Origin of the sequence: Streptomyces sp. NPDC048258 (assembly GCF_043201995.1) — a bacterium.
GTDB lineage: Bacteria > Actinomycetota > Actinomycetes > Streptomycetales > Streptomycetaceae > Streptomyces.
In genome coordinates this window covers 58,596-77,606 of sequence record NZ_JBICZH010000011.1, presented here as the reverse complement: position 1 = coordinate 77,606, position 19,011 = coordinate 58,596, and the positions used below count along the sequence as shown (strand labels likewise).

The following is a 19,011-nucleotide window of genomic DNA, read 5'->3' as shown; positions in this document are numbered from 1 at the left end:
ATGACCACCAACACCACCCCGCAGACCGCGCCGGAGAAGCAGGGCCCCAAGCCCACCGCCCTCCTGTACGCCGTCATCGGCGGCAGCCTCCTCACCGCCATCAGCGCGTTCCTCGCCTGGACCTGGACCGACGAGTTCCCCGGCGACCTGACGTACTACGGCAGCCCGGCCCCCATCCAGTTCCTCAGCCTGGTCGGCGCCCTCCTCACCACCGCCTACGCGCTCTCCGCACTCGGCCTCAAGGGCTTCCGCTGGCTCACCCCCACCGGCGCCCGCAAGCCCGTGTGGATCCTCGCGCTCGGCACCCTCGCCGGCACCTGGTTCACCGTCCTCGCCATCGCCACGGTCCTGGGCGGCTTCGTCCACCTGGAGCCCGGCGCCTACGTCGCGCTCGCCGGCTCGCTCATCCCGGCCCTCGCCGCGTACAAGCTCCCCGACGACAGCCACAAGGCGGCCCCCGCCAAGAAGCTGCCCTCCTGGGCCGAGATCCTCATCATCACCGGCGTCTTCGCCCTCGGCCTCTACGTGGTCACCTTCGGCATCGACACAGATGACAAGGAACCGCAGCTCTTCGTCACCTACCTGATCATCATCGGCTTCGCGGCCTTCGCCCTGCTCAAGTCCGGTCTCCTCGACCGATTCAGCACCATCACCGCGAACAACCGCCAGGTCACCCTCATCGGGACCGCGGCCGCCGCGATCGCCTTCCCCTTCATCCAGCAGAGCGGCGACACCTACACGCTCATCGCGGTCAACATCCTGATCTTCGCGACCGTCGCCCTCGGCCTCAACGTCGTCGTCGGCCTCGCCGGCCTCCTCGACCTCGGCTACGTCGCCTTCCTCGGCGTCGGCGCCTACGCCGCCGCCCTGGTCTCCGGAAGCACCGCCTCCGCCTTCGGCATCCACCTCCCCTTCTGGGCAGCGGTCATCGTCGGCGCCCTCGCCTCGCTCATCTTCGGCGTGGTCATCGGCGCACCGACCCTCCGCCTGCGCGGCGACTACCTCGCCATCGTCACCCTCGGCTTCGGAGAAATCTTCCGCATCGCCATGGGCAACCTCGACGGCGACTCCGGCCCGGACATCACCAACGGCCCCAACGGCATCCCCAACATCCCCCACCTCGACCTGTTCGGGTGGAACTTCGGGGAGTCCCACACCGTCGGCGGCATCGTGCTCGGCGCCTACGCCAACTACTACTTCCTGATGCTGCTCGTCATGGCCCTGGTCGTCCTGATCTTCGCCCGAGCCGGCAACAGCCGCATCGGCCGCGCCTGGGTCGCCATCCGCGAGGACGAGACCGCCGCCGAAGCCATGGGCATCAACGGCTTCAAGGTCAAGCTCATCGCCTTCGCCCTCGGCGCCACCCTCGCCGGCCTCGCCGGCACCGTCCAGGCACACGTCAACAGCACGGTCGTCCCCGAGAACTACGTCTTCGCCGGGCCCGTCCCGCCGAACTCCGCGTTCCTCCTCGCCGCCGTCATCCTCGGCGGCATGGGAACCATCCGCGGCCCCATCCTCGGCGCCGCACTCCTCTTCCTGATCCCGGCGAAGCTGGCCTTCCTCCAGGACTACCAGCTCCTCGCCTTCGGCATCGCCCTCATCCTGCTCATGCGCTTCCGCCCCGAAGGCCTCATCGCCAACAAGCGGGCGCAGCTCGAGTACCACGACGACACCGCTGACCAGGCCCCCACGGACCTGGCCACCGCCAAGGCGGGGGCATAACAGCCATGACGAACAACGCGACCACAGACACCACCACCAAGGCCACCGTCCTCGAAGCCAGCGGCGTCACCATGCGCTTCGGCGGCCTCACCGCCGTCAAGGGCGTCGACCTCAAGGTCAACGCGGGCGAGATCGTCGGCCTCATCGGCCCCAACGGCGCCGGCAAGACCACCTTCTTCAACTGCCTCACCGGGCTGTACGTCCCCACCGAGGGAACCGTCAGCTACAAGGGCACCGTCCTGCCGCCCACGCCCCACAAGGTCACCGCAGCAGGCGTCGCCCGCACCTTCCAGAACATCCGGCTCTTCCACAACATGACCGTGCTGGAGAACGTCCTCGTCGGACGCCACACCCGCACCAAGGAAGGCCTCTGGTCCGCCATCCTGCGCGGCCCCGGCTTCAAGAAGGCCGAAGCCGCCAGCGAAGCGCGCGCCATGGAACTCCTCGAGTTCATCGGCCTCCAGAACAAGGCCGGCCACCTCGCGAAGAACCTCCCCTATGGCGAACAGCGCAAGCTGGAAATCGCCCGCGCCCTCGCCAGCGACCCCGGACTCATCCTCCTGGACGAGCCCACCGCCGGCATGAACCCGCAGGAAACCCGCGCGGCCGAAGAACTCATCTTCGCCATCCGCGACATGGGCATCGCTGTCCTCGTCATCGAGCACGACATGCGCTTCATCTTCAACCTCTGCGACCGCGTCGCCTGCCTCGTCCAGGGCGAAAAGCTCATCGAGGGCACCGCCGCGGAAGTCCAGGGCGACGAACGCGTCATCGCCGCCTACCTCGGCACCCCCTTCGAGGGCGACCCCGGCGCCGAAGAGGTCGCCGAGGTCGAGGCGGCGGAAGCCGCCGCCGAGGCTGCGGCTGAGGCTGAGGCTGACACCGAGGCCGAGGCCGAGGCCACGGACGAAGACGCGGAAGCGGAAGCAGACAGCACCACCAGCACCACCAGCACGGAAGGAGAGGCCAAGTGACCGCACTGCTCAAGGTCGAGGACCTCAAGGTCGCCTACGGCAAGATCGAAGCCGTCAAGGGCATCTCCTTCGAAGTCAACGAAGGGGAAATCGTCTGCCTCGTCGGCACCAACGGCGCCGGCAAGACCACCACCCTGCGCACCCTCTCCGGGCTCCTCAAGCCCACCGCGGGCAGCGTCACCTTCGACGGCAAACCCCTCGTCGGCGTCCCCGCCCACAAGATCGTCTCCATGAAGCTGGCCCACTCCCCCGAGGGACGCCACATCTTCCCCCGGCTGACGATCGCCGAGAACCTCCAGCTCGGAGCCTTCCTCCGCTCCGACAAGGAAGGCATCGAGAAGGACATCCAGCGCGCCTACGACCTCTTCCCCATCCTGGGAGAGCGCCGCAAGCAGGCCGCCGGCACCCTCTCGGGCGGCGAACAGCAGATGCTCGCCATGGGCCGCGCCCTCATGTGCCAGCCCAAGCTGCTCATGCTGGACGAGCCCTCCATGGGCCTCTCCCCGCTCATGATGCAGAAGATCATGGCGACCATCGCCGAACTCAAGGCCAGCGGCACCACCATCCTGCTCGTCGAGCAGAACGCCCAGGCCGCCCTCTCGCTCGCCGACACGGCGCACGTGATGGAGATCGGCAAGATCGTGCTCTCCGGCACCGGCCAGGACCTCCTCCACAACGAGGACGTCCGCAAGGCCTACCTCGGCGAGGACTGATCACGAACGTGTGAGGCCCGCCTCCCCTCGGGGGAGGCGGGCCTCACGCATGTCCGCGCCTACTGGGCGGCGTTCTGCTTCTTCTCCTCGGCGTCCTCGATGACCGCCTCGGCGACCTGCTGCATGGACATACGGCGGTCCATGGAGGTCTTCTGGATCCAGCGGAAGGCCGCGGGCTCCGTGAGCCCGTACTGGGTCTGCAGGATGCTCTTGGCCCGGTCGACGAGCTTGCGGGTCTCCAGCCGGAGCGAGAGGTCGGCGACCTCCTTCTCCAGCGCCTTCAGCTCGGCGAAGCGGGACACCGCCATCTCGATGGCGGGCACGACGTCGCTCTTGCTGAACGGCTTCACGAGGTACGCCATGGCCCCGGCGTCGCGGGCGCGCTCGACGAGGTCGCGCTGCGAGAACGCGGTCAGCATCAGCACGGGGGCGATGGACTCCTCCGCGATCTTCTCGGCGGCGGAGATCCCGTCCAGGACGGGCATCTTCACGTCGAGGATGACGAGGTCCGGGCGGTGCTCGCGGGCCAGCTCGACGGCCGTCTGGCCGTCCCCGGCCTCACCGACGACGGCGTACCCCTCCTCCTCCAGCATCTCCTTGAGATCGAGACGGATGAGCGCCTCGTCCTCGGCGATGACGACGCGCGTCGTCAGCGGCGGAACGTGCGACTGGTCGGCGTCGGGCGTGGGCGTCGACTCGTGCTCGGCGGTCACGGAGGCTCCTCTTTGCGGGGCTGCACTGCTTGGATGAGCCTACCTAGCTGCAGTGCGCGATGGTCACCCGGTACACTCCGACCAGCAACCTTGCCGGGTTGGCGGAATGGCAGACGCTGATGTCTCAAACACATCTGTCCGAAAGGACGTGCGGGTTCGAATCCCGCACCCGGTACGTGTCCGAAAAGCGGACGTTCACCTTCGCGTGAACGTTCGCTTTTTGCTACGCAAGGCCATCACGCGTCACGCACAGTGGCGACATGGAGTTTCACAGCCTCGAAGTGCGACAGACGGCCCTCTCCTTACTGCGCGGCGGTACACGGAACGCGGAGGTGGCTCGACGCCTGAACGTGCCACTGGGCACGATCGGCTACTGGAAGCATGTGGACCGGGCGAAACGCGGTGAGACCGTTTCCATACGCCCCTCACTGCTCTGCCCCCGATGTGACCAGCGGGATCTCGACGTCGCGACCTACGCGTACTTGTTGGGCCTCTACCTAGGCGACGGCCACATCAGCCACTACGCCAAGCACAAGGTGCCAAGTCTGATGATCACTCTCGACGACTCGTGGCCCGGCATCCAGGATGAAGCGGAAGCGGCCATCCGAACCGTGTTTCCCCACAACGCGACCTGCCGCGTGCGAAGCGGAGGCGCACACAACATCAAGGTGTACTTCAAGCACCTCGCTTGCCTGTTCCCGCAGCACGGGCCCGGCAAGAAGCACGACCGGAGCATCGTCCTTGAAGGCTGGCAGCAGGAGATCGTCGATGCGCATCCCTGGGAGTTCGTCCGGGGGCTCATCCACTCCGACGGGTGCCGGACGATCAACTGGACCACCCGCATGGTCGGGGGTGTGAAGAAGCGCTACGAGTACCCCCGGTACTTCTTCACCAACAAGTCGGACGACATCCGGAAGCTCTGTACCGACACCCTCACCAAGGTCGGCGTCCAGTGGACGGTCCTGGCCCGGGGCAGCGACCCGTTCAACGTCTCCATAGCCCGGAAGGACTCCGTTGCGCTGATGGACGCCCACATCGGGCCCAAGTACTAGGGCCCGGCTCGGGTCGGCGTAGGTTGAGGGCACGGCATAGGAGAAGGGGGCTGCGTGATGAGCGAGAAGGCTCGCAAGCTGTTCGAGGCGCTGGATCTGAACGCGGACGGTCGGCTGACGCGTGTCGAGGTGATCACGGCTCTGCGGTCGAAGGGGCCGACGCTGGCCGCTCAGGGGGTTCTGCCGGTCTGGGCGGTGGGGGATGCGGACGCTTCGTCGGCTCTGTTCGATGCCGCTGACGCGAACGGGGACGCGGTTTTGAGCTTCGAGGAGTTCGCCGCTGTGGTGGATCGCCGGTTCGGCTGGTAGCGGGGCCGCGTCGGGCGCGTGGCCCGACGCGGTGGCGCGGCGGCCAGCGGTGGCGCGGCGGCCAGCGGTGGCGCGGCGGCTAGCGGACGGCGTCGCCGATGTGGTGGATGCGGACCAGGTTGGTGGATCCGGTGACGCCGGGGGGTGAGCCGGCGGTGATGACGACGACGTCGCCGGTGACGCAGCGGCCGATGCGCAGGAGTTCTTCTTCGACTTGGGCGACCATGGCGTCCGTCGAGTCGACGTGGGGGCCGAGGAAGGTTTCGACGCCCCAGGTGAGGTTGAGCTGGGAGCGGGTGGCGGGGTCGGGGGTGAAGGCGAGGAGGGGGATGGGTGAGCGGTAGCGGGAGAGCCGGCGGACGGTGTCTCCGCTCTGGGTGAAGGCGACGAGGAATTTCGCGTCGAGGAAGTCGCCCATTTCGGCGGCGGCGCGGGCGACGGCTCCGCCTTGGGTGCGGGGCTTGTTGCGGTCGGTGAGGGGCGGGAGGCCCTTGGCGAGGATGTCTTCTTCGGCGGCTTCGACGATGCGTGACATGGTGCGGACGGTTTCGACGGGGTATTTGCCGACGCTGGTTTCGCCCGAAAGCATGACGGCGTCGGTGCCGTCGATGATGGCGTTGGCGACGTCGGAGGCTTCGGCGCGGGTGGGCCGGGAGTTGTCGATCATCGAGTCGAGCATCTGGGTGGCGACGATGACGGGCTTGGCGTTGCGCTTGGCGAGTTTGACGGCGCGCTTCTGGACGATGGGGACTTGTTCCAGGGGCATTTCGACGCCGAGGTCGCCGCGGGCGACCATGATGCCGTCGAAGGCGGCGACGATGTCGTCGATGTTGTCGACGGCCTGGGGCTTTTCGATCTTGGCGATGACGGGGAGGCGGCGGCCTTCTTCGTCCATGATGCGGTGGACGTCTTCGATGTCGCGGCCGCTGCGGACGAAGGAGAGGGCGATGACGTCGGCGCCGGTGCGCAGGGCCCAGCGGAGGTCTTCGATGTCCTTGTCGGAGAGGGCGGGGACGGAGACGGCGACGCCGGGGAGGTTGAGTCCCTTGTGGTCGGAGACCATGCCGCCTTCGATGACGAGGGTGTGGACGCGGGGGCCGTCGACTGCGGTGACTTCGAGGGTGACGCGGCCGTCGTCGACGAGGATGCGTTCGCCGGTGGTGACGTCGGTGGCGAGTCCCTTGTAGGTGGTGCCGCAGGTGTGGCGGTCGCCTTCGTGGTCTTCGACGGTGATGGTGAACTCGTCGCCGCGTTCAAGGAGTACGGGGCCTTCGTGGAAGCGGCCGAGGCGGATCTTCGGGCCTTGAAGGTCGGCGAGGATGCCGACGCTGCGGCCGGTCTCGTCTGAGGCCTTGCGTACGCGCTGGTAGCGCTCTTCGTGTTCGGCGTAGGTGCCGTGGCTGAGATTGAAGCGGGCGATGTCCATTCCGGCTTCGACCAGGGCTTTGATCTGGTCGTATGAGTCGGTGGCGGGGCCCAGGGTACATACGATTTTCGCTCGGCGCATGGGTCGAGCGTATTCCCCTACCAGGCAGTAGGAAATTGGTTCCGGGTGTCCACTCAACAACCTTTGGGCAAAAGGTTGTTGACAACTGTTGAATGTGCATGGGGGTGCTCTGATGAGCACCCCCGGAGCATCTGATGGTGGGTTTTCCAGAGCTTTTCAGAGCTGGGGCGGGGTCATCGTGAAGCGTGCGTTCACCTGGGCGTAGACGGTCTGGCGTTGCGGTTCGAGGTCGAGGGGCGGGGCGCCGGCGTCTTCGGAGCCGCTGAAGGCCATGGTGCGCATGGTGGCGCCGGGGGCGCCTTGGAAGGGGGTGGCGTTCTCGGCGCCGAGGTCGGCGAGTTCGACGAGGGCGGCGAGGCCGGCGCCGAGGGCTTCGGCGTATTCGCGTGCGCGCTGGACGGCTTCGAGTACGGCTTGGCGGCGGGCTTGGCCGTGGGCGGGTGAGGTGGGGCGCAGGGCCCACCAGGGGCCGTCGATCTGGGTGAGTTCGAGGTCGGCGAGGCGGGTGGTGAGTTCGCCGAGGGTGGTGAAGTCGTTGAGTTCGGCGGTGAGGTGGACGCGTCCGTGGTAGGCGCGGATGCGTTCGCCGCGGCCGTGGCGGGTGAGTTCGGGGCTGATGGAGAAGGCGCCGGTTTCCAGTTTCTCGACGGGGTCGCCGTAGCTCTTGATGAGGTCGAGGACGGCGTTGTTGCGGCGGGTGAGGTCTTCGAGGGCGGTTCGGCGGTCGGTGCCGCGGGCGCTGACGGTGATGCCGATGCGGGCGATCTCGGGGTCGACTTCGATGCGGGCTTCGCCGCGGACGGCGACGCGGGGTACTTCGGGGGTTCCGTAGGGCTGGTGCGATGCGTCCTGAGTCATGGTTTCACTCTCGCACTGTCGCTCGTACGGGTGCGGTCATCGGATCGAAACCTGGTGGGGGTGTTGCGGCTTGTTACTCGTGGGTCAGAATCTACGCGCGTTATCTACGCGCGTTGTTCAACGCCTCACAAGGGGAGATGGCATGGCGTTCGACCGCAGGACTTTTCTGGGAACCACGGCCGCGACGGGTGCGGCCGTGGCGTTGGCGGGGGCCACGGGCACCCCGGCGGCCGCGCACGCGGGTCCGCGTACGTACGCGTTCACGGTGATGGGCACGACCGACTTGCACGGGAACGTCTTCAACTGGGACTACTTCACGGACAAGGAGTTCGACGACAAGGCGCACAACGACGTCGGTCTGGCGAAGATCTCGACTCTGGTGAACGAGGTGCGGGCGGAGAAGGGGCGGTGCAACACGCTGCTGATCGACGCGGGTGACACGATCCAGGGCACGCAGCTTTCGTACTACTACGCGAAGGTGGATCCGATCACCGCGCGGCGGGGTCCGGTGCACCCGATGGCTCAGGCGATGAACGCGATCGGCTATGACGCGGCGGCGCTGGGGAACCACGAGTTCAACTACGGCATTCCGGTGCTGCGCAAGTTCGAGGAGCAGTGTGATTTCCCGCTGCTGGGTGCGAACGCGCTGGACGCGAAGACGCTGCGGCCGGCGTTCCCGCCGTACAGCATGCACCGGCTGCGGACTCCGCACGGGCCGGATGTGAAGGTGGCGGTGCTGGGGCTGACGAATCCGGGGATCGCGCTCTGGGACAAGGCCAATGTGCAGGGGAAGATGACGTTCCCGGGGCTGGAGGAGCAGGCGGCGAAGTACGTGCCGCGGCTGCGTTCGCTGGGTGCGGACGTGGTGATCGTGTCGGCTCACTCGGGGTCGAGCGGGACGTCCTCGTACGGGGACCAGTTGCCGTACGTCGAGAACGCGGCGGCTCTGGTGGCGGAGCAGGTGCCGGGGATCGACGCGATCCTGGTGGGGCACGCGCACACGGAGATTCCCGAGTACCGGGTGAAGAACAAGGCGACCGGCAAGGACGTGGTGCTGTCGGAGCCGTTGAAGTGGGGGCAGCGTCTGACGCTGTTCGATTTCGAGTTGACGTGGGCGAAGGGCCGCTGGTCGGTGGCGAAGGTCGCGGCGCGGGTGCTGAACTCGAACACGGCGGCCGAGGATCCGAAGATCACCGGGCTGCTCTCGGACGAGCACCGCAAGGTCGTGGCGTACGTGAACCAGGTGATAGGCACCTCGACGCAGGCGATGTCGTCGGCGGAGGGCCCGTTCAAGGACGTGGCGATCATCGACCTGATCAACCATGTCCAGGCGGAGACGGTGAAGGGGGCGCTCGCCGGTACGGAGTGGGCGGCGCTGCCGGTGCTGTCGCAGGCGTCGTGCTTCTCGCGGACGGCGTCGATCCCGGCCGGGCAGGTGACGATCAGGGACGCGGCCGGCCTGTATCCGTTCGAGAACACCATGGAGGCGCGGCTGCTCACCGGTGCGCAGCTGAAGGACTATCTGGAGTACTCGGCGCGGTACTACGTGCGGACGGCGCCGGGTGATGCGGTGGATCCGGCGAAGCTGACCAACTCGGAGGGCACGCCGGACTACAACTACGACGCCGTGTACGGGCTGGCGTACGACATCGACATCGCGCAGCCGGTGGGATCGCGGATCACGGGGCTGTCGTTCCAGGGGAAGCCGGTGGATCCGGCGGGGCGGTTCGTGCTGGCGGTGAACAACTACCGGGCCTCGGGTGGCGGGAACTTCCCGCATGTTCCGCAGGCCAGGCAGTTGTGGGCGAATTCGGACGAGATCCGTAACACGATCATCCAGTGGGTGAAGGCGAAGGGGACGGTGGATCCGGCGCAGTTCGCTTCGGTGGACTGGCGTCTGACGCGGGCCGGGGTGCCGGTCTTCTAGGCGGGGACTTCAGGGGTGTTCGACCAGTGGGAGCAGTTCGCCGGCGGGCTGCGGGCGGGTGTGCTCCCGCTGTTCGAGGCCGAAGGTGGTGAAGGCGGTCCGTACGGGCTGGGGGTAGGGGTCCTTGCCGGTGAGGGTGTTGAGGATGGCGGCGCTGCGCCAGGCGGCGAGGCCGAGGTCGGGGGCTCCGACGCCGTGGCTGTGGCGTTCGCCGTTCTGGACGAAGATGCTGCCGGTGACGGCGGGGTCGGTGACCATCCGGTAGCGGTCGTCGATGCGGGGGCGGCCGGAGGAGTCTTTGCGCAGGTAGGGGTCGAGGCCTGCGAGGAGGCTGTCGAGGGGGCGTTCGCGGTAGCCGGTGGCGAGGACGACGGCGTCGGTGGTGAGGCGGGAGCGGGTGCCCTGTTCGACGTGTTCGAGGTGGAGTTCCACTTTGGTGGTGGCGACGCGGCCGGCGGTGCGGACGGTGACTCCGGGGGTGAGGACGGTGTCGGGCCAGCCGCCGTGGAGGGTGCGCCGGTAGAGCTCTTCGTGGATGGCGGCGATGGTGTCGGTGTCGATGCCCTTGTGGAGCTGCCACTGGGCCGGTACGAGCTTGTCCCGGACGGGTTCGGACAGGGCGTGGAAGTAGCGGGTGTAGTCGGGGGTGAAGTGTTCCAGTCCGAGCTTGGAGTACTCCATGGGGGCGAAGGAGGGGGTGCGGGCGAGCCAGGTGAGGCGTTCGCGGCCGGCGGGGCGGGCGCGGAGGAGGTCGAGGAAGACTTCGGCTCCGGACTGGCCTGATCCGATGACGGTGACGTGTTCGGCGCCGAGGATGCGCTGCCGGTTGTCGAGGTAGTCGGCGGAGTGGATGACGGGGACGGTGGGGGCTTCGGCGAGGGGACGCAGGGGTTCGGGGATGTAGGGGGCGGTGCCGACGCCGAGGGCGAGGTTGCGGGTATAGGTGCGGCCGAGGGCTTCGGCTTCGCCGTCCGCGTCGAGTTGGGTGTAGTCGACTTCGAAGAGGTCGCGTTCGGGGTTCCAGCGGACGGCGTCGACCTGGTGGCCGAAGTGGAGTCCGGGGACGCGGCCGGCGACCCAGCGGCAGTAGGCGTCGTATTCGGCGCGCTGGATGTGGAACTGCTCGGCGAAGTAGAAGGGGAAGAGCCGTTCCTTGTGTTTGAGGTAGTTGAGGAAGCTCCAGGGGCTGGCCGGGTCGGCGAGGGTGACCAGGTCGGCGAGGAAGGGGACTTGGAGGGTGGCTCCGTCGATGAGGAGTCCGGGGTGCCAGCGGAAGTCGCGGCGCTGGTCGTAGAAGGCGGTGGCGAGTTCGCCCGCCCCTTGGTGCGGCAGGCCGTGGGCGAGGGCCGCGAGGGACAGGTTGAAGGGGCCGATGCCGATTCCGACGAGGTCGTGGGGGGCATCGAGCTGGGCGGTCATCGGTGGGTGCTGCCTTCCAGGAGGGCGATGAGGGTGTCCAGGTCCCCCGCGGTGGTGTGGGGGTTGAGCAGGGTGGCTTTGAGCCACAGGCGGCCGTCGGCGCGGGTGCGGCCGAGGACGGCACGGCCGTCGTGCAGGAGGGTGCGGCGCAGGGTGGCGACCTGGGTGTCATCGGCGTGGGTGGGCCGGAAGAGCACGGTGGTGAGGGTGGGGGCCGCGTGGAGTTCGAAGCCGGCGTGGGCGTCGAGGAGTGCGGCGAGGTGGTGGGCGAGTTCGCAGGTGTGGTCGATGAGGCGGGCGAGGCCGTCGCGGCCGAGTGAGCGCAGGGTGGTGGCGATCTTGAGGACGTCGGGGCGGCGGGTGGTGCGCAGGGAGCGGCCGAGGAGGTCGGGCAGGCCGGCTTCGGTGTCGTCGGTGGCGTTGAGGTAGTCGGCCTGGTGGGCGAGGGGGGCGAGCAGGGCGGTGTCGGGGACGGCGAGGAGTCCGGCGGCGACGGGCTGCCAGCCGAGTTTGTGCAGGTCGATGGTGAGGGACGCGGCTCGTGAGAGTCCGGCGAGCTTGTCGCGGTGGCGGGGGCTGAGGGCGAGCGGTCCCCCGTAGGCGGCGTCGATGTGGAGGTCGGCGCCGTAGCGGTCGCAGAGGTCGGCGATGCGGTCGAGGGGGTCGATGAGTCCGGCGTCGGTGGTGCCGGCGGTGGCGGTGACGAGGGTGGGGCCGGGGGTGGCGGCGAGGGTTTCGGCGAGGCGGGCGGGGTCGAGGGTGCCGGTGGGGGTGGCGATGGCCACGGCGGGGGGCAGGCCGAGGAGCCAGGCGGCGCGGGGGACGGAGTGGTGGGCGTTGGCGCCGTGCAGGACGGTGAGCCCGGGTCCGTGGCGTTCGCGGGCGAGGAGGAGTGCCAGTTGGTTGGCTTCGGTGCCGCCGGTGGTGACGAGGGCGTCGGCGTGGGGGGTGTCGTAGAACTCGGCGGCGAGGGCGCGGGTGAGGAGGGCCTCGATCACGGAGGCGGCGGGGGCCTGGTCCCAGGAGTCGAGGGAGGGGTTGAGGGCGCTGGCGGCGAGGTCGGCGGCGGCCGCGACGGCGAGGGGCGGGCAGTGCAGGTGGGCTGCGCAGAGGGGGTCGGCGGGGTCGGCGGAGCCGGCGGCGAGGGTGTGCACGAGGGTCCGGAGCGCCTCGTGGTCCCCGGTGCCGTGTGGGGGGAGTACGTCGCCCAGTGCGGCCTGGACGCGGGCCGCGAGGGCGTCCGGCCCGCCGGCCGGAATCGGCCCGCCGCGGGCGCGGGCTCCGCTGTGCAGTGCGTCGAGGACCGTGTCGAGGAGGGGCCGCAGGGCTTCGGCGCCGCCGGGGCCGCCGGCGAGGGGTGGCGGCGGGGTCGGCGTACCGGGCGGCGCGGTCATCCGGGTCCTCCGGGGCGTTTGGTCCGTGGCGGGGTGGTGGGCACCCGGCCGGTACAACGATCCGACCCGAATGGGGTAACCGCCGGGGTTTGTCCGGGGTCGATTTCCAGCCGTTCCGTGGCGGGGGCCTGTCGGTTGCCGCTGCGCGGAACCTCTCCCCGCCTCGCCCTTTCTCCGTTTCTCCCCCAGCTACCGCTGGGAGGTGCCCCCAGGGGCTCCGCCCCGGACCCCGCGCCTCAAACGCCGGCGGGGCTGGATGGTGCGGCGGAGGCCTGACGGCGCCCCTGGCCGGGCTGAAGGGTCCGGGGGCCCCGCCCAGCACCCCGCCCGGCCGGGCCCCGAGCCGGGGGCCCGGCCGGGGGTCCGGCTCGGGAACCGGCTCGGGAACCGGCTGGGGCCCGGCTGGGGCCCGGCTCGGGAACCGGCTGGGGCCCGGCTCGGGCCCGGCTCGGGAACCGGCTCGGGAACCGGCTGGGGTCCGGCTATGCCGTGCGGACGCGCAGGGCTCGGGCCAGGTCGTCCAGTTGGTCGATCAGCTTGCGGCGCAGGAGGGGGAGGATGTCCGGGGTGGCGAGGCAGGCGTGGCCGGCCTGGAGGTTGGCCTCGTCCACGGCGTACGCGGGGAAGGCCCAGCGCCCGATCGCGTCGGCGATGGCCGGCCCGCGGCGGGCGGCGAGCGCGACGGCCTCCGGGTAGAACCGCTCCACGTACTCCTGTACGAGATCGGCCTGTTCGGGCTGCCAGAACCCCTGGGCGGTGGCGCTGAACAGGTAGTTGGACAGGCTGTCGTCGTGGAAGAGGCGGTCCCACGCGGCGGCCTTGGCCCGCGCCGTGGGGAGCGCGGCGCGGCAGCGGGCCGCGCCCTCCTCGCCGGTGGCGCTGGGGTCGGCGGCGAGCGCGGCGTCGATCTCGGCCTCCCCCACGGCGCCGAGGACGGCGAGGCGGGCGAGGATGCGCCAGCGCAGCTCGGGGTCGAGTTCGGGGCCGCCGGGTACGGAGTCGTCGGCGAGCCAGGTGGCCACGGTGTCGGGCTGGGTGGCGCTGTCGATGAGGGCCCGTACGGCGGTGAGCCGCAGCCCGGGGTCCGAGCCGTCCTCGGTCCGCCGGAGCAGGTCGCGGCCGATGGAGTGGATGGCGGCCAGCGCCGCGGTCCGCTGCTCGGGGGCGACGTAGCGGGTGGCGATCTGGGTACGGGCGAAGGTGAGGACGCCCTGGGCGATGGCCAGGTCGCGTTCCTCGGGCAGGTGCGCCGCGGCGGTGGCCAGGTAGTCGCCGGGGTCGAGTTCGCCGTCGCGGACCATGTCGCGCAGGGAGTTCCAGACGACGGCGCGGGTGAGCGGGTCGGGGATGCCGGAGATGGTGCGCAGGACCGTTTCGACGGAGGTCTCGTCGAGCCGGACCTTGGCGTAGGTGAGGTCGGCGTCGTTGAGGACGAGCAGTGCGGGGCGCGGCCCGCTCACGGACACCACCTCCTCGGAGGGGACGTCGAGGTCGAGGAGCTCGCGAAGTTCCAGGATGTGCCCGTTGACGGGGTCGTGGTCGTAGACGCCGACGGCGATGTGGTGGGGGCGGCTGCCGTGGCGGTCGACGGTGAGGGTCCAGCCGGACGCGCCGTCGGTGCTCTCCTCGATGCGCGGGGTGAGGGTGTCGATGCCGGTGGTGCGCAGCCAGATCTCGGCCCAGGCGTGGACGTCGCGGTCGGTGTGGGCGGCGAGGGAGTCGACGAAGTCGGCGAGGGAGGCGTTGGCGAACTTGTGGCGGGCGAAGTGGGTGTTGATGCCGGCGAGGAAGTCCTTCTCGCCGAGCCAGGCGACGAGCTGGCGCAGGGCGGAGGCGCCCTTGGCGTAGGAGATGCCGTCGAAGTTGAGGAGGGCGGAGGCTGTGTCGGGGACGTCTTCGGGGGCGGGGGCGACGGGGTGGGTGGAGGGGCGCTGGTCGGCGTCGTAGCCCCATGCCTTGCGGGTGACGCCGAATTCGGTCCAGGTGCCGGTGAAGCGGGTGGCTTCGGTGAGCGTCTGGTAGCCCATGTATTCGGCGAAGGACTCGTTGAGCCAGATGTCGTCGAACCAGGCGAGGGTGACGAGGTCGCCGAACCACATGTGGGCCATCTCGTGGGCGATGACCATGGCGCGGGTCTGGCGTTCGGTGTCGGTGACGGCGGAGCGGTAGATGAACTCGTCGCGGAAGGTGACCAGGCCGGGGTTCTCCATGGCTCCGGCGTTGAACTCGGGTACGAAGGCCTGGTCGTAGGAGTCGAAGGGGTAGGGCTCGGTGAACTTCTGCTGGTAGCGGTCGAAGCAGTCCTTGGTGAGGGACAGGATCTCGTCGGCGTCGGCGTCCATGTGGGGGGCGAGGGACTGGCGGCAGTGGATGCCGAAGGGCAGTCCGGCGTGCTCGGTGGTCACGCTGTGCCAGGGGCCGGCGGCGACGGCGGCGAGGTAGGTGGAGATGACGGGGGTGGGGGCGGAGCGCCAGATGCCGGCGCCGTCGCCCTCCCGTTCCCCGGTGCGGGTGGTGACGCCGTTGGCGAGGACGGTCCAGTGCGCGGGGGCGGTGACGGTGAACTCGAAGACGGCTTTGAGGTCGGGCTGGTCGAAGGCCGGGAAGACGCGCTGGACGTCGTCCATGAACATCTGGCTGTAGACGTACGTCTGTCCGTCCGCGGGGTCGGTGAAGCGGTGCAGGCCTTCGCCGGTGCGGGAGTAGCGCATGGCCGTGTCGAGGCGCAGCTCGTGGGGGCCCTCGGTGAGGCCGGTGAGGGGGAGGCGGTTGCCGTCGAGGGCGGCCGGGTCGAGGGGGTGGCCGTCGAGGGCCGCGGAGCGCAGTTCGTCCGGTTTCAGCTCCAGGAAGGTGTCTCCGGCGGTGCGGGCACTGAACCGGATGACGGTGGTGGAGTCGAAGGTGTCGTCGCCGCCGGTGAGGTCGAGGGTGACGGCGTAGTGGTGGACGTCGAGGAGCTGGGCTCGGAGCTGCGCTTCGTTGCGCGTCAGTGCGGACATGGGGCCCATGCTGCCTGACGGCGGCGCCGGGCCCCAGGGTTCTACTCTTCGCCCGCCGCGATTGTCTCGTGGTGGCGGATGACCTCGGCGATGATGAAGTTCAGGAGTTTCTCGGCGAAGGCCGGGTCGAGCTTGGCGTTCTCGGCGAGCTGGCGGAGCCGGGCGATCTGGCTGGCCTCGCGGCCGGGGTCGGCCGGGGGCAGCTGGTGCCGGGCCTTGAGGTGGCCGACCTGCTGGGTGCACTTGAAGCGCTCGGCGAGCATGTGGACCACGGCCGCGTCGATGTTGTCGATGCTGTCCCGCAGGCGGGCGAGTTCGGCGGCGACGTTCTCGTCGATCCCGTTGTCGATGTCGCTGTTGTTCATGGTTCCCGAGAATACGTGGCGGGCGCGGGTGGTTCCTCGGGCAGTCGGTCAGTGAGACGGGTGCCGGCCGCGGGGGCAGGGGTTCCGGTCACGGCCGGGGCCGCGGCGCGGGGGTGGCGGCGGGCCCGTCCCGCCAGGGGGCTCACCGGGTGGCTCCCGCGGCCCCCGCTGTACGGGTGCCCGTGCGGGGCCGTGCGTACGGCGGGCCGACGGCTGCGCCGAAGCCCCTGGGGCTCCGCCCCGGACCCCGCGCCTCAAACGCCGGCGGGGCTGGATTTGCCGGCCCTTGCCCGTGCAAGGTCTGGCGGCTGTGACCGCTGGGTACAACCGAGCGGCGGGGCTGAAAATCAGCCCCGCCGGCGTTTGAGGCGCGGGGGTTCGGGGGCAGAGCCCCCGCAACGGCGCCGCACCCGCGCACCGGCACCGGCACCGGCACCGGCACCGGCACCGGCACCGGCACAGGGAGTGGCACCGGCCGGGTCACGCCGAGGTGGCGGCCAGGCCGCTTTCCCGGGCCCGGGCGGCGATCCCGGCGTTGGTCAGGCCGCGCGCGAGGCAGCGTACGACGTCCCGTTCCCGCTCCGTGAGCGGCTCCGCGGGGCGGCGGGCGGCGACGGCGGCCGGGGCCCGGGGGGCCATTGCACCGTGATGGCGGGCGAGGCGAGGGAGTCGCCGACGGCCGCGGCCCGTACCGCTTCAACCAGCACGGCCGGGCCGGCGTCTTTCAGGAGGAAGCCGGATGCTCCGCCGTGGAGCGCCGCGTGGACGTACTCGTCGAGGTCGAAGGTGGTGACGATGACGATGCGTGGTCTGTCCTGGCCGGAGAGGCGCCGGGTGGCTTCGGGGCCGTCGGGCTTCGGCGTCCGGACGTCGAGGAGCAGGACGTCCGGCTGGTGCTCGGCGACTGCGGCGGCGAGGGCGGCCTCGCCGTCGACGACGTCGGCGAGGCCCTCGATGTCCGGCCGGCTTTCGAGGGTCATCCGGAATCCGGTCCTGACCATGTCCTGGTCGTCCGTGATGACCACGGGCGGTACTCCGGTCGGCGATATGTGCGTACGGGGCATGCGGCCTCGCCCTTCCGGCCGCTTCGGGCCCGGCCGGAAGGACGAGGGGCGAGTGCTGATGCCGGTGCCGGTGCCGGCACCGGCACCGGTGCTACAGGGTTGCCGCGGCGCTCTTGATTGCGGCGGCGAAGGTGGAGACCTCGGTGTAGACGCCGGGGTAGTCGGGCCGGGCGCAGCCCTCGCCCCAGCTGACTATGCCGACCTGGATCCAGGCGTTCGCGCTGTCGCGGCGGAACATGGGGCCGCCGGAGTCGCCCTGGCAGGTGTCGACGCCGCCCTCGTCGAAGCCGGCGCAGATCTCCTCGCCCGGGACGAGGGAGCTGCCGTAGGAGGCCTGGCAGCTGGCGTCGGAGACGAAGGGGACGGTGGCCTTGCGCAGGTAGCGCTGCTGGGCGCCGCCCTCGCGGGTGGCGCCCCAGCCGGCGACGGTGAAGGTGCCGTTGTCGTACTGCTTGGTCTCGGCGATCTTGAGGGTGGGCAGGTTGATGGGCTTGGCGAGTTTGATCAGGGCCCAGTCCTTGCCGGTGCCGTTGTAGCCGGGGGCCTGGAGGACCTTGGTGGACTTGACCTTGATGGCGCTGGAGCTGTTGAGGTCGACGACTCCGGCGGTGGCGGTGATGGAGGTGTTGTTGCCGGAGCCGCTCACACAGTGGGCGGCGGTGAGGACGATCTGCTGGGTGTAGAGGGCGCCGCCGCAGCCCATGGAGAGGCGCACCATGAAGGGGAACTCGCCCTGGGCGGCGCGGGTGCCGCCGACGACGGGTGCGGTGGAGGCTCCGGCGCTGGAGGGCTGGAGGCTGACGGCGGCGAGGGCGACCGCGCCGATCGCGAGGGTTCGTTTCATGAACCGCACAAGGGTGCTCACAGTCAACACACTGCCTTTCGTGGGGGGTTGGGCCGTGCGCGTCATCGGGTGCATGACGAGTCCATGACACATCGGATGTATGACGGGCATCAAGAACGCGTTTTCGGACAACTTCCGGCCCTGGGAGCGGTATGACGCAGAACAGCAGGCACAGCGGCCCGGTCGAGCACGGATTTCCGCACCTGGAAACGGTCCGCGCGGCGATCACGGCACTGTTCCGCCGGTTGTCCCCCGACGGGATCCGGGCCTACGACACGAGCTTCGCCCCCGCCGACGCGGCCTTCGGCGCCGACGACGACCTCCACCTGGGCGCCCACCGGGTGGCCTCCGCCATGGTGCGCGCGCTGCGGCTGCCCGACGCGCGCCTGGTGGTCGCCTTCCGGCCGATGCGGGACGCGGCCTCGGTGGAACTGGCCGCGGGCCCGGAGTACTTCGTCGAGGTCAGCGACCGCTTCCGGACGCACCGGCGCGACCTGGCCGCCGCCCTGGCCCACGAGGTCACCCACGTCCTGCTGCACCGGCTGGACCTGGGCTTCCCCACCACGGCGGAGAACGAGATCCTCACCGACACCGCGGCCGCCTACCTCGGCGTCGGCTGGCTGCTGCTCGACGCCTACCGCGAGGACGCGCTCACCCGCCAGAAGCTCGGCTACCTCACCCCGGAGGAGTTCGGCTACGTCCTCGCGCGGCGCGCCGGACTGTTCGGCGAGGACCCCTCGACGTGGTTCACCAGCCCGCAGGCGTACGAGGCCTACGTGCGCGGCCGCGCCCTGGCCGAGCGGGAGCGGCGCCGGGCCCCGCTCTCGGCCGCCGGACCGCGGGCGCGGCGGCGGTACGCGAAGGCGCGGCGCACCGGGGCGCTCCCGGCGGACGGGGCGGCGTACCGCTTCGAGCCGGACGGCGCCGGGCCGGGGCTGCGGGTGAGCTTCCCGTGTCCGGTGTGCGGGCAGCGGCTGCGGGTGCCGGTGCGCGGGGTGCTCCGGGCCCGGTGCGGGCTGTGCCGCACGGTGCTGGACTGCGATACGTAGGCGTGTAGGGCGTATTCATGGCGAACTCCCCGCGATCCACCGCGAATCCGCCGCCGTTCACCAAGATCCACGGGGATTCATCATCCGGCCACGAAAAGTTTC

The 19,011-nt window shown here is 70.1% G+C and carries 15 protein-coding genes, 1 tRNA gene and 1 pseudogene; 8 read left to right on the top strand and 9 right to left on the bottom strand.

The genetic code is table 11. The features are described 5' to 3' along the window. Genes ACGFYQ_RS24645 through ACGFYQ_RS24635 form a run of 3 tightly spaced genes read left to right on the top strand, consistent with a single transcriptional unit; the run spans position 1 to position 3,409 of the window. Positions 1–1,722, top strand: coding sequence for a branched-chain amino acid ABC transporter permease (locus tag ACGFYQ_RS24645; protein WP_393747296.1), 1,722 nt, complete (start codon positions 1–3; stop codon positions 1,720–1,722). Between the two features lie 5 nt (positions 1,723–1,727). Beyond that, a complete protein-coding gene (locus ACGFYQ_RS24640) occupies positions 1,728–2,696 on the top strand; it encodes an ABC transporter ATP-binding protein (RefSeq protein WP_393747294.1) in 969 nt (322 codons plus the stop codon). Beyond that, complete coding sequence (locus ACGFYQ_RS24635) at positions 2,693–3,409, top strand: ABC transporter ATP-binding protein (protein WP_393747292.1); 717 nt, start codon at positions 2,693–2,695, stop codon at positions 3,407–3,409. The genes ACGFYQ_RS24640 and ACGFYQ_RS24635 overlap by 4 nt, the downstream gene beginning before the upstream one ends. Positions 3,410–3,468: 59 nt before the next feature. Here the strand turns inward: ACGFYQ_RS24635 and ACGFYQ_RS24630 are convergent, their stop codons facing one another. Next, positions 3,469–4,122 carry an ANTAR domain-containing response regulator gene (locus ACGFYQ_RS24630; RefSeq protein WP_393747290.1) on the bottom strand — a complete coding sequence of 218 codons (654 nt, stop codon included), beginning with the start codon at positions 4,120–4,122 and terminating at the stop codon, positions 3,469–3,471. A gap of 92 nt (positions 4,123–4,214) precedes the next feature. On the opposite strand from ACGFYQ_RS24630, the gene ACGFYQ_RS24625 reads away from it, so the two are divergent. The 3 genes from ACGFYQ_RS24625 to ACGFYQ_RS24615 all read left to right on the top strand — a co-directional run bounded on the left by ACGFYQ_RS24625 (position 4,215) and on the right by ACGFYQ_RS24615 (position 5,483). Beyond that, positions 4,215–4,297, top strand: a tRNA-Leu gene (locus ACGFYQ_RS24625). 85 nt (positions 4,298–4,382) lie between these two features. Beyond that, positions 4,383–5,174 (top strand): helix-turn-helix domain-containing protein, encoded by a 792-nt coding sequence (locus tag ACGFYQ_RS24620; RefSeq protein WP_393747288.1) that lies wholly within the window; start codon positions 4,383–4,385, stop codon positions 5,172–5,174. 57 nt (positions 5,175–5,231) lie between these two features. Continuing rightward, positions 5,232–5,483 (top strand): EF-hand domain-containing protein, encoded by a 252-nt coding sequence (locus tag ACGFYQ_RS24615; protein WP_393747286.1) that lies wholly within the window; start codon positions 5,232–5,234, stop codon positions 5,481–5,483. A gap of 79 nt (positions 5,484–5,562) precedes the next feature. Here the strand turns inward: ACGFYQ_RS24615 and pyk are convergent, their stop codons facing one another. Both pyk and ACGFYQ_RS24605 read right to left on the bottom strand, forming a co-directional pair. Further along, positions 5,563–6,990: a pyruvate kinase gene (gene pyk, locus ACGFYQ_RS24610; protein ID WP_393747284.1), complete on the bottom strand. Its 1,428-nt coding sequence runs from the start codon at positions 6,988–6,990 to the stop codon at positions 5,563–5,565. 156 nt (positions 6,991–7,146) lie between these two features. Further along, complete coding sequence (locus ACGFYQ_RS24605; RefSeq protein WP_393747282.1) at positions 7,147–7,848, bottom strand: SIMPL domain-containing protein; 702 nt, start codon at positions 7,846–7,848, stop codon at positions 7,147–7,149. Positions 7,849–7,990: 142 nt separating this feature from the next. Here ACGFYQ_RS24605 and ACGFYQ_RS24600 point away from each other — a divergent pair, with 142 nt between their 5' ends. Further along, positions 7,991–9,775: a bifunctional metallophosphatase/5'-nucleotidase gene (locus ACGFYQ_RS24600; protein WP_393747633.1), complete on the top strand. Its 1,785-nt coding sequence runs from the start codon at positions 7,991–7,993 to the stop codon at positions 9,773–9,775. A 9-nt stretch (positions 9,776–9,784) separates the two neighbouring features. On the opposite strand, the gene ACGFYQ_RS24595 is transcribed toward ACGFYQ_RS24600, so the two are convergent. The 6 genes and pseudogenes from ACGFYQ_RS24595 to ACGFYQ_RS24570 all read right to left on the bottom strand — a co-directional run bounded on the left by ACGFYQ_RS24595 (position 9,785) and on the right by ACGFYQ_RS24570 (position 17,860). Beyond that, on the bottom strand, positions 9,785–11,194 hold the full coding sequence (locus ACGFYQ_RS24595; protein WP_393747280.1) for a lysine N(6)-hydroxylase/L-ornithine N(5)-oxygenase family protein: 1,410 nt from the start codon (positions 11,192–11,194) through the stop codon (positions 9,785–9,787). Beyond that, positions 11,191–12,588, bottom strand: a complete 1,398-nt coding sequence (locus ACGFYQ_RS24590) for a pyridoxal phosphate-dependent decarboxylase family protein (RefSeq protein WP_393747278.1) — start codon at positions 12,586–12,588, stop codon at positions 11,191–11,193. Before ACGFYQ_RS24590 ends, ACGFYQ_RS24595 begins: the two co-directional genes overlap by 4 nt. Positions 12,589–13,070: 482 nt before the next feature. After that, positions 13,071–15,587: an aminopeptidase N gene (pepN, locus tag ACGFYQ_RS24585; protein WP_393747276.1), complete on the bottom strand. Its 2,517-nt coding sequence runs from the start codon at positions 15,585–15,587 to the stop codon at positions 13,071–13,073. A gap of 41 nt (positions 15,588–15,628) precedes the next feature. Further along, the gene (locus ACGFYQ_RS24580; protein WP_393747274.1) at positions 15,629–15,952 is read right to left on the bottom strand and encodes a chorismate mutase; all 324 of its coding nucleotides are present in this window, start codon (positions 15,950–15,952) and stop codon (positions 15,629–15,631) included. Positions 15,953–16,471: 519 nt separating this feature from the next. Continuing rightward, positions 16,472–17,016, bottom strand: a pseudogene (locus tag ACGFYQ_RS24575) (response regulator); the annotation flags it as partial. Between the two features lie 91 nt (positions 17,017–17,107). Further along, positions 17,108–17,860: a S1 family peptidase gene (locus ACGFYQ_RS24570; protein WP_393747272.1), complete on the bottom strand. Its 753-nt coding sequence runs from the start codon at positions 17,858–17,860 to the stop codon at positions 17,108–17,110. A 152-nt stretch (positions 17,861–18,012) separates the two neighbouring features. On the opposite strand from ACGFYQ_RS24570, the gene ACGFYQ_RS24565 reads away from it, so the two are divergent. Then, positions 18,013–18,909: a hypothetical protein gene (locus ACGFYQ_RS24565; RefSeq protein ID WP_393747270.1), complete on the top strand. Its 897-nt coding sequence runs from the start codon at positions 18,013–18,015 to the stop codon at positions 18,907–18,909. The last annotated feature ends 102 nt before the right edge of the window (positions 18,910–19,011 follow it).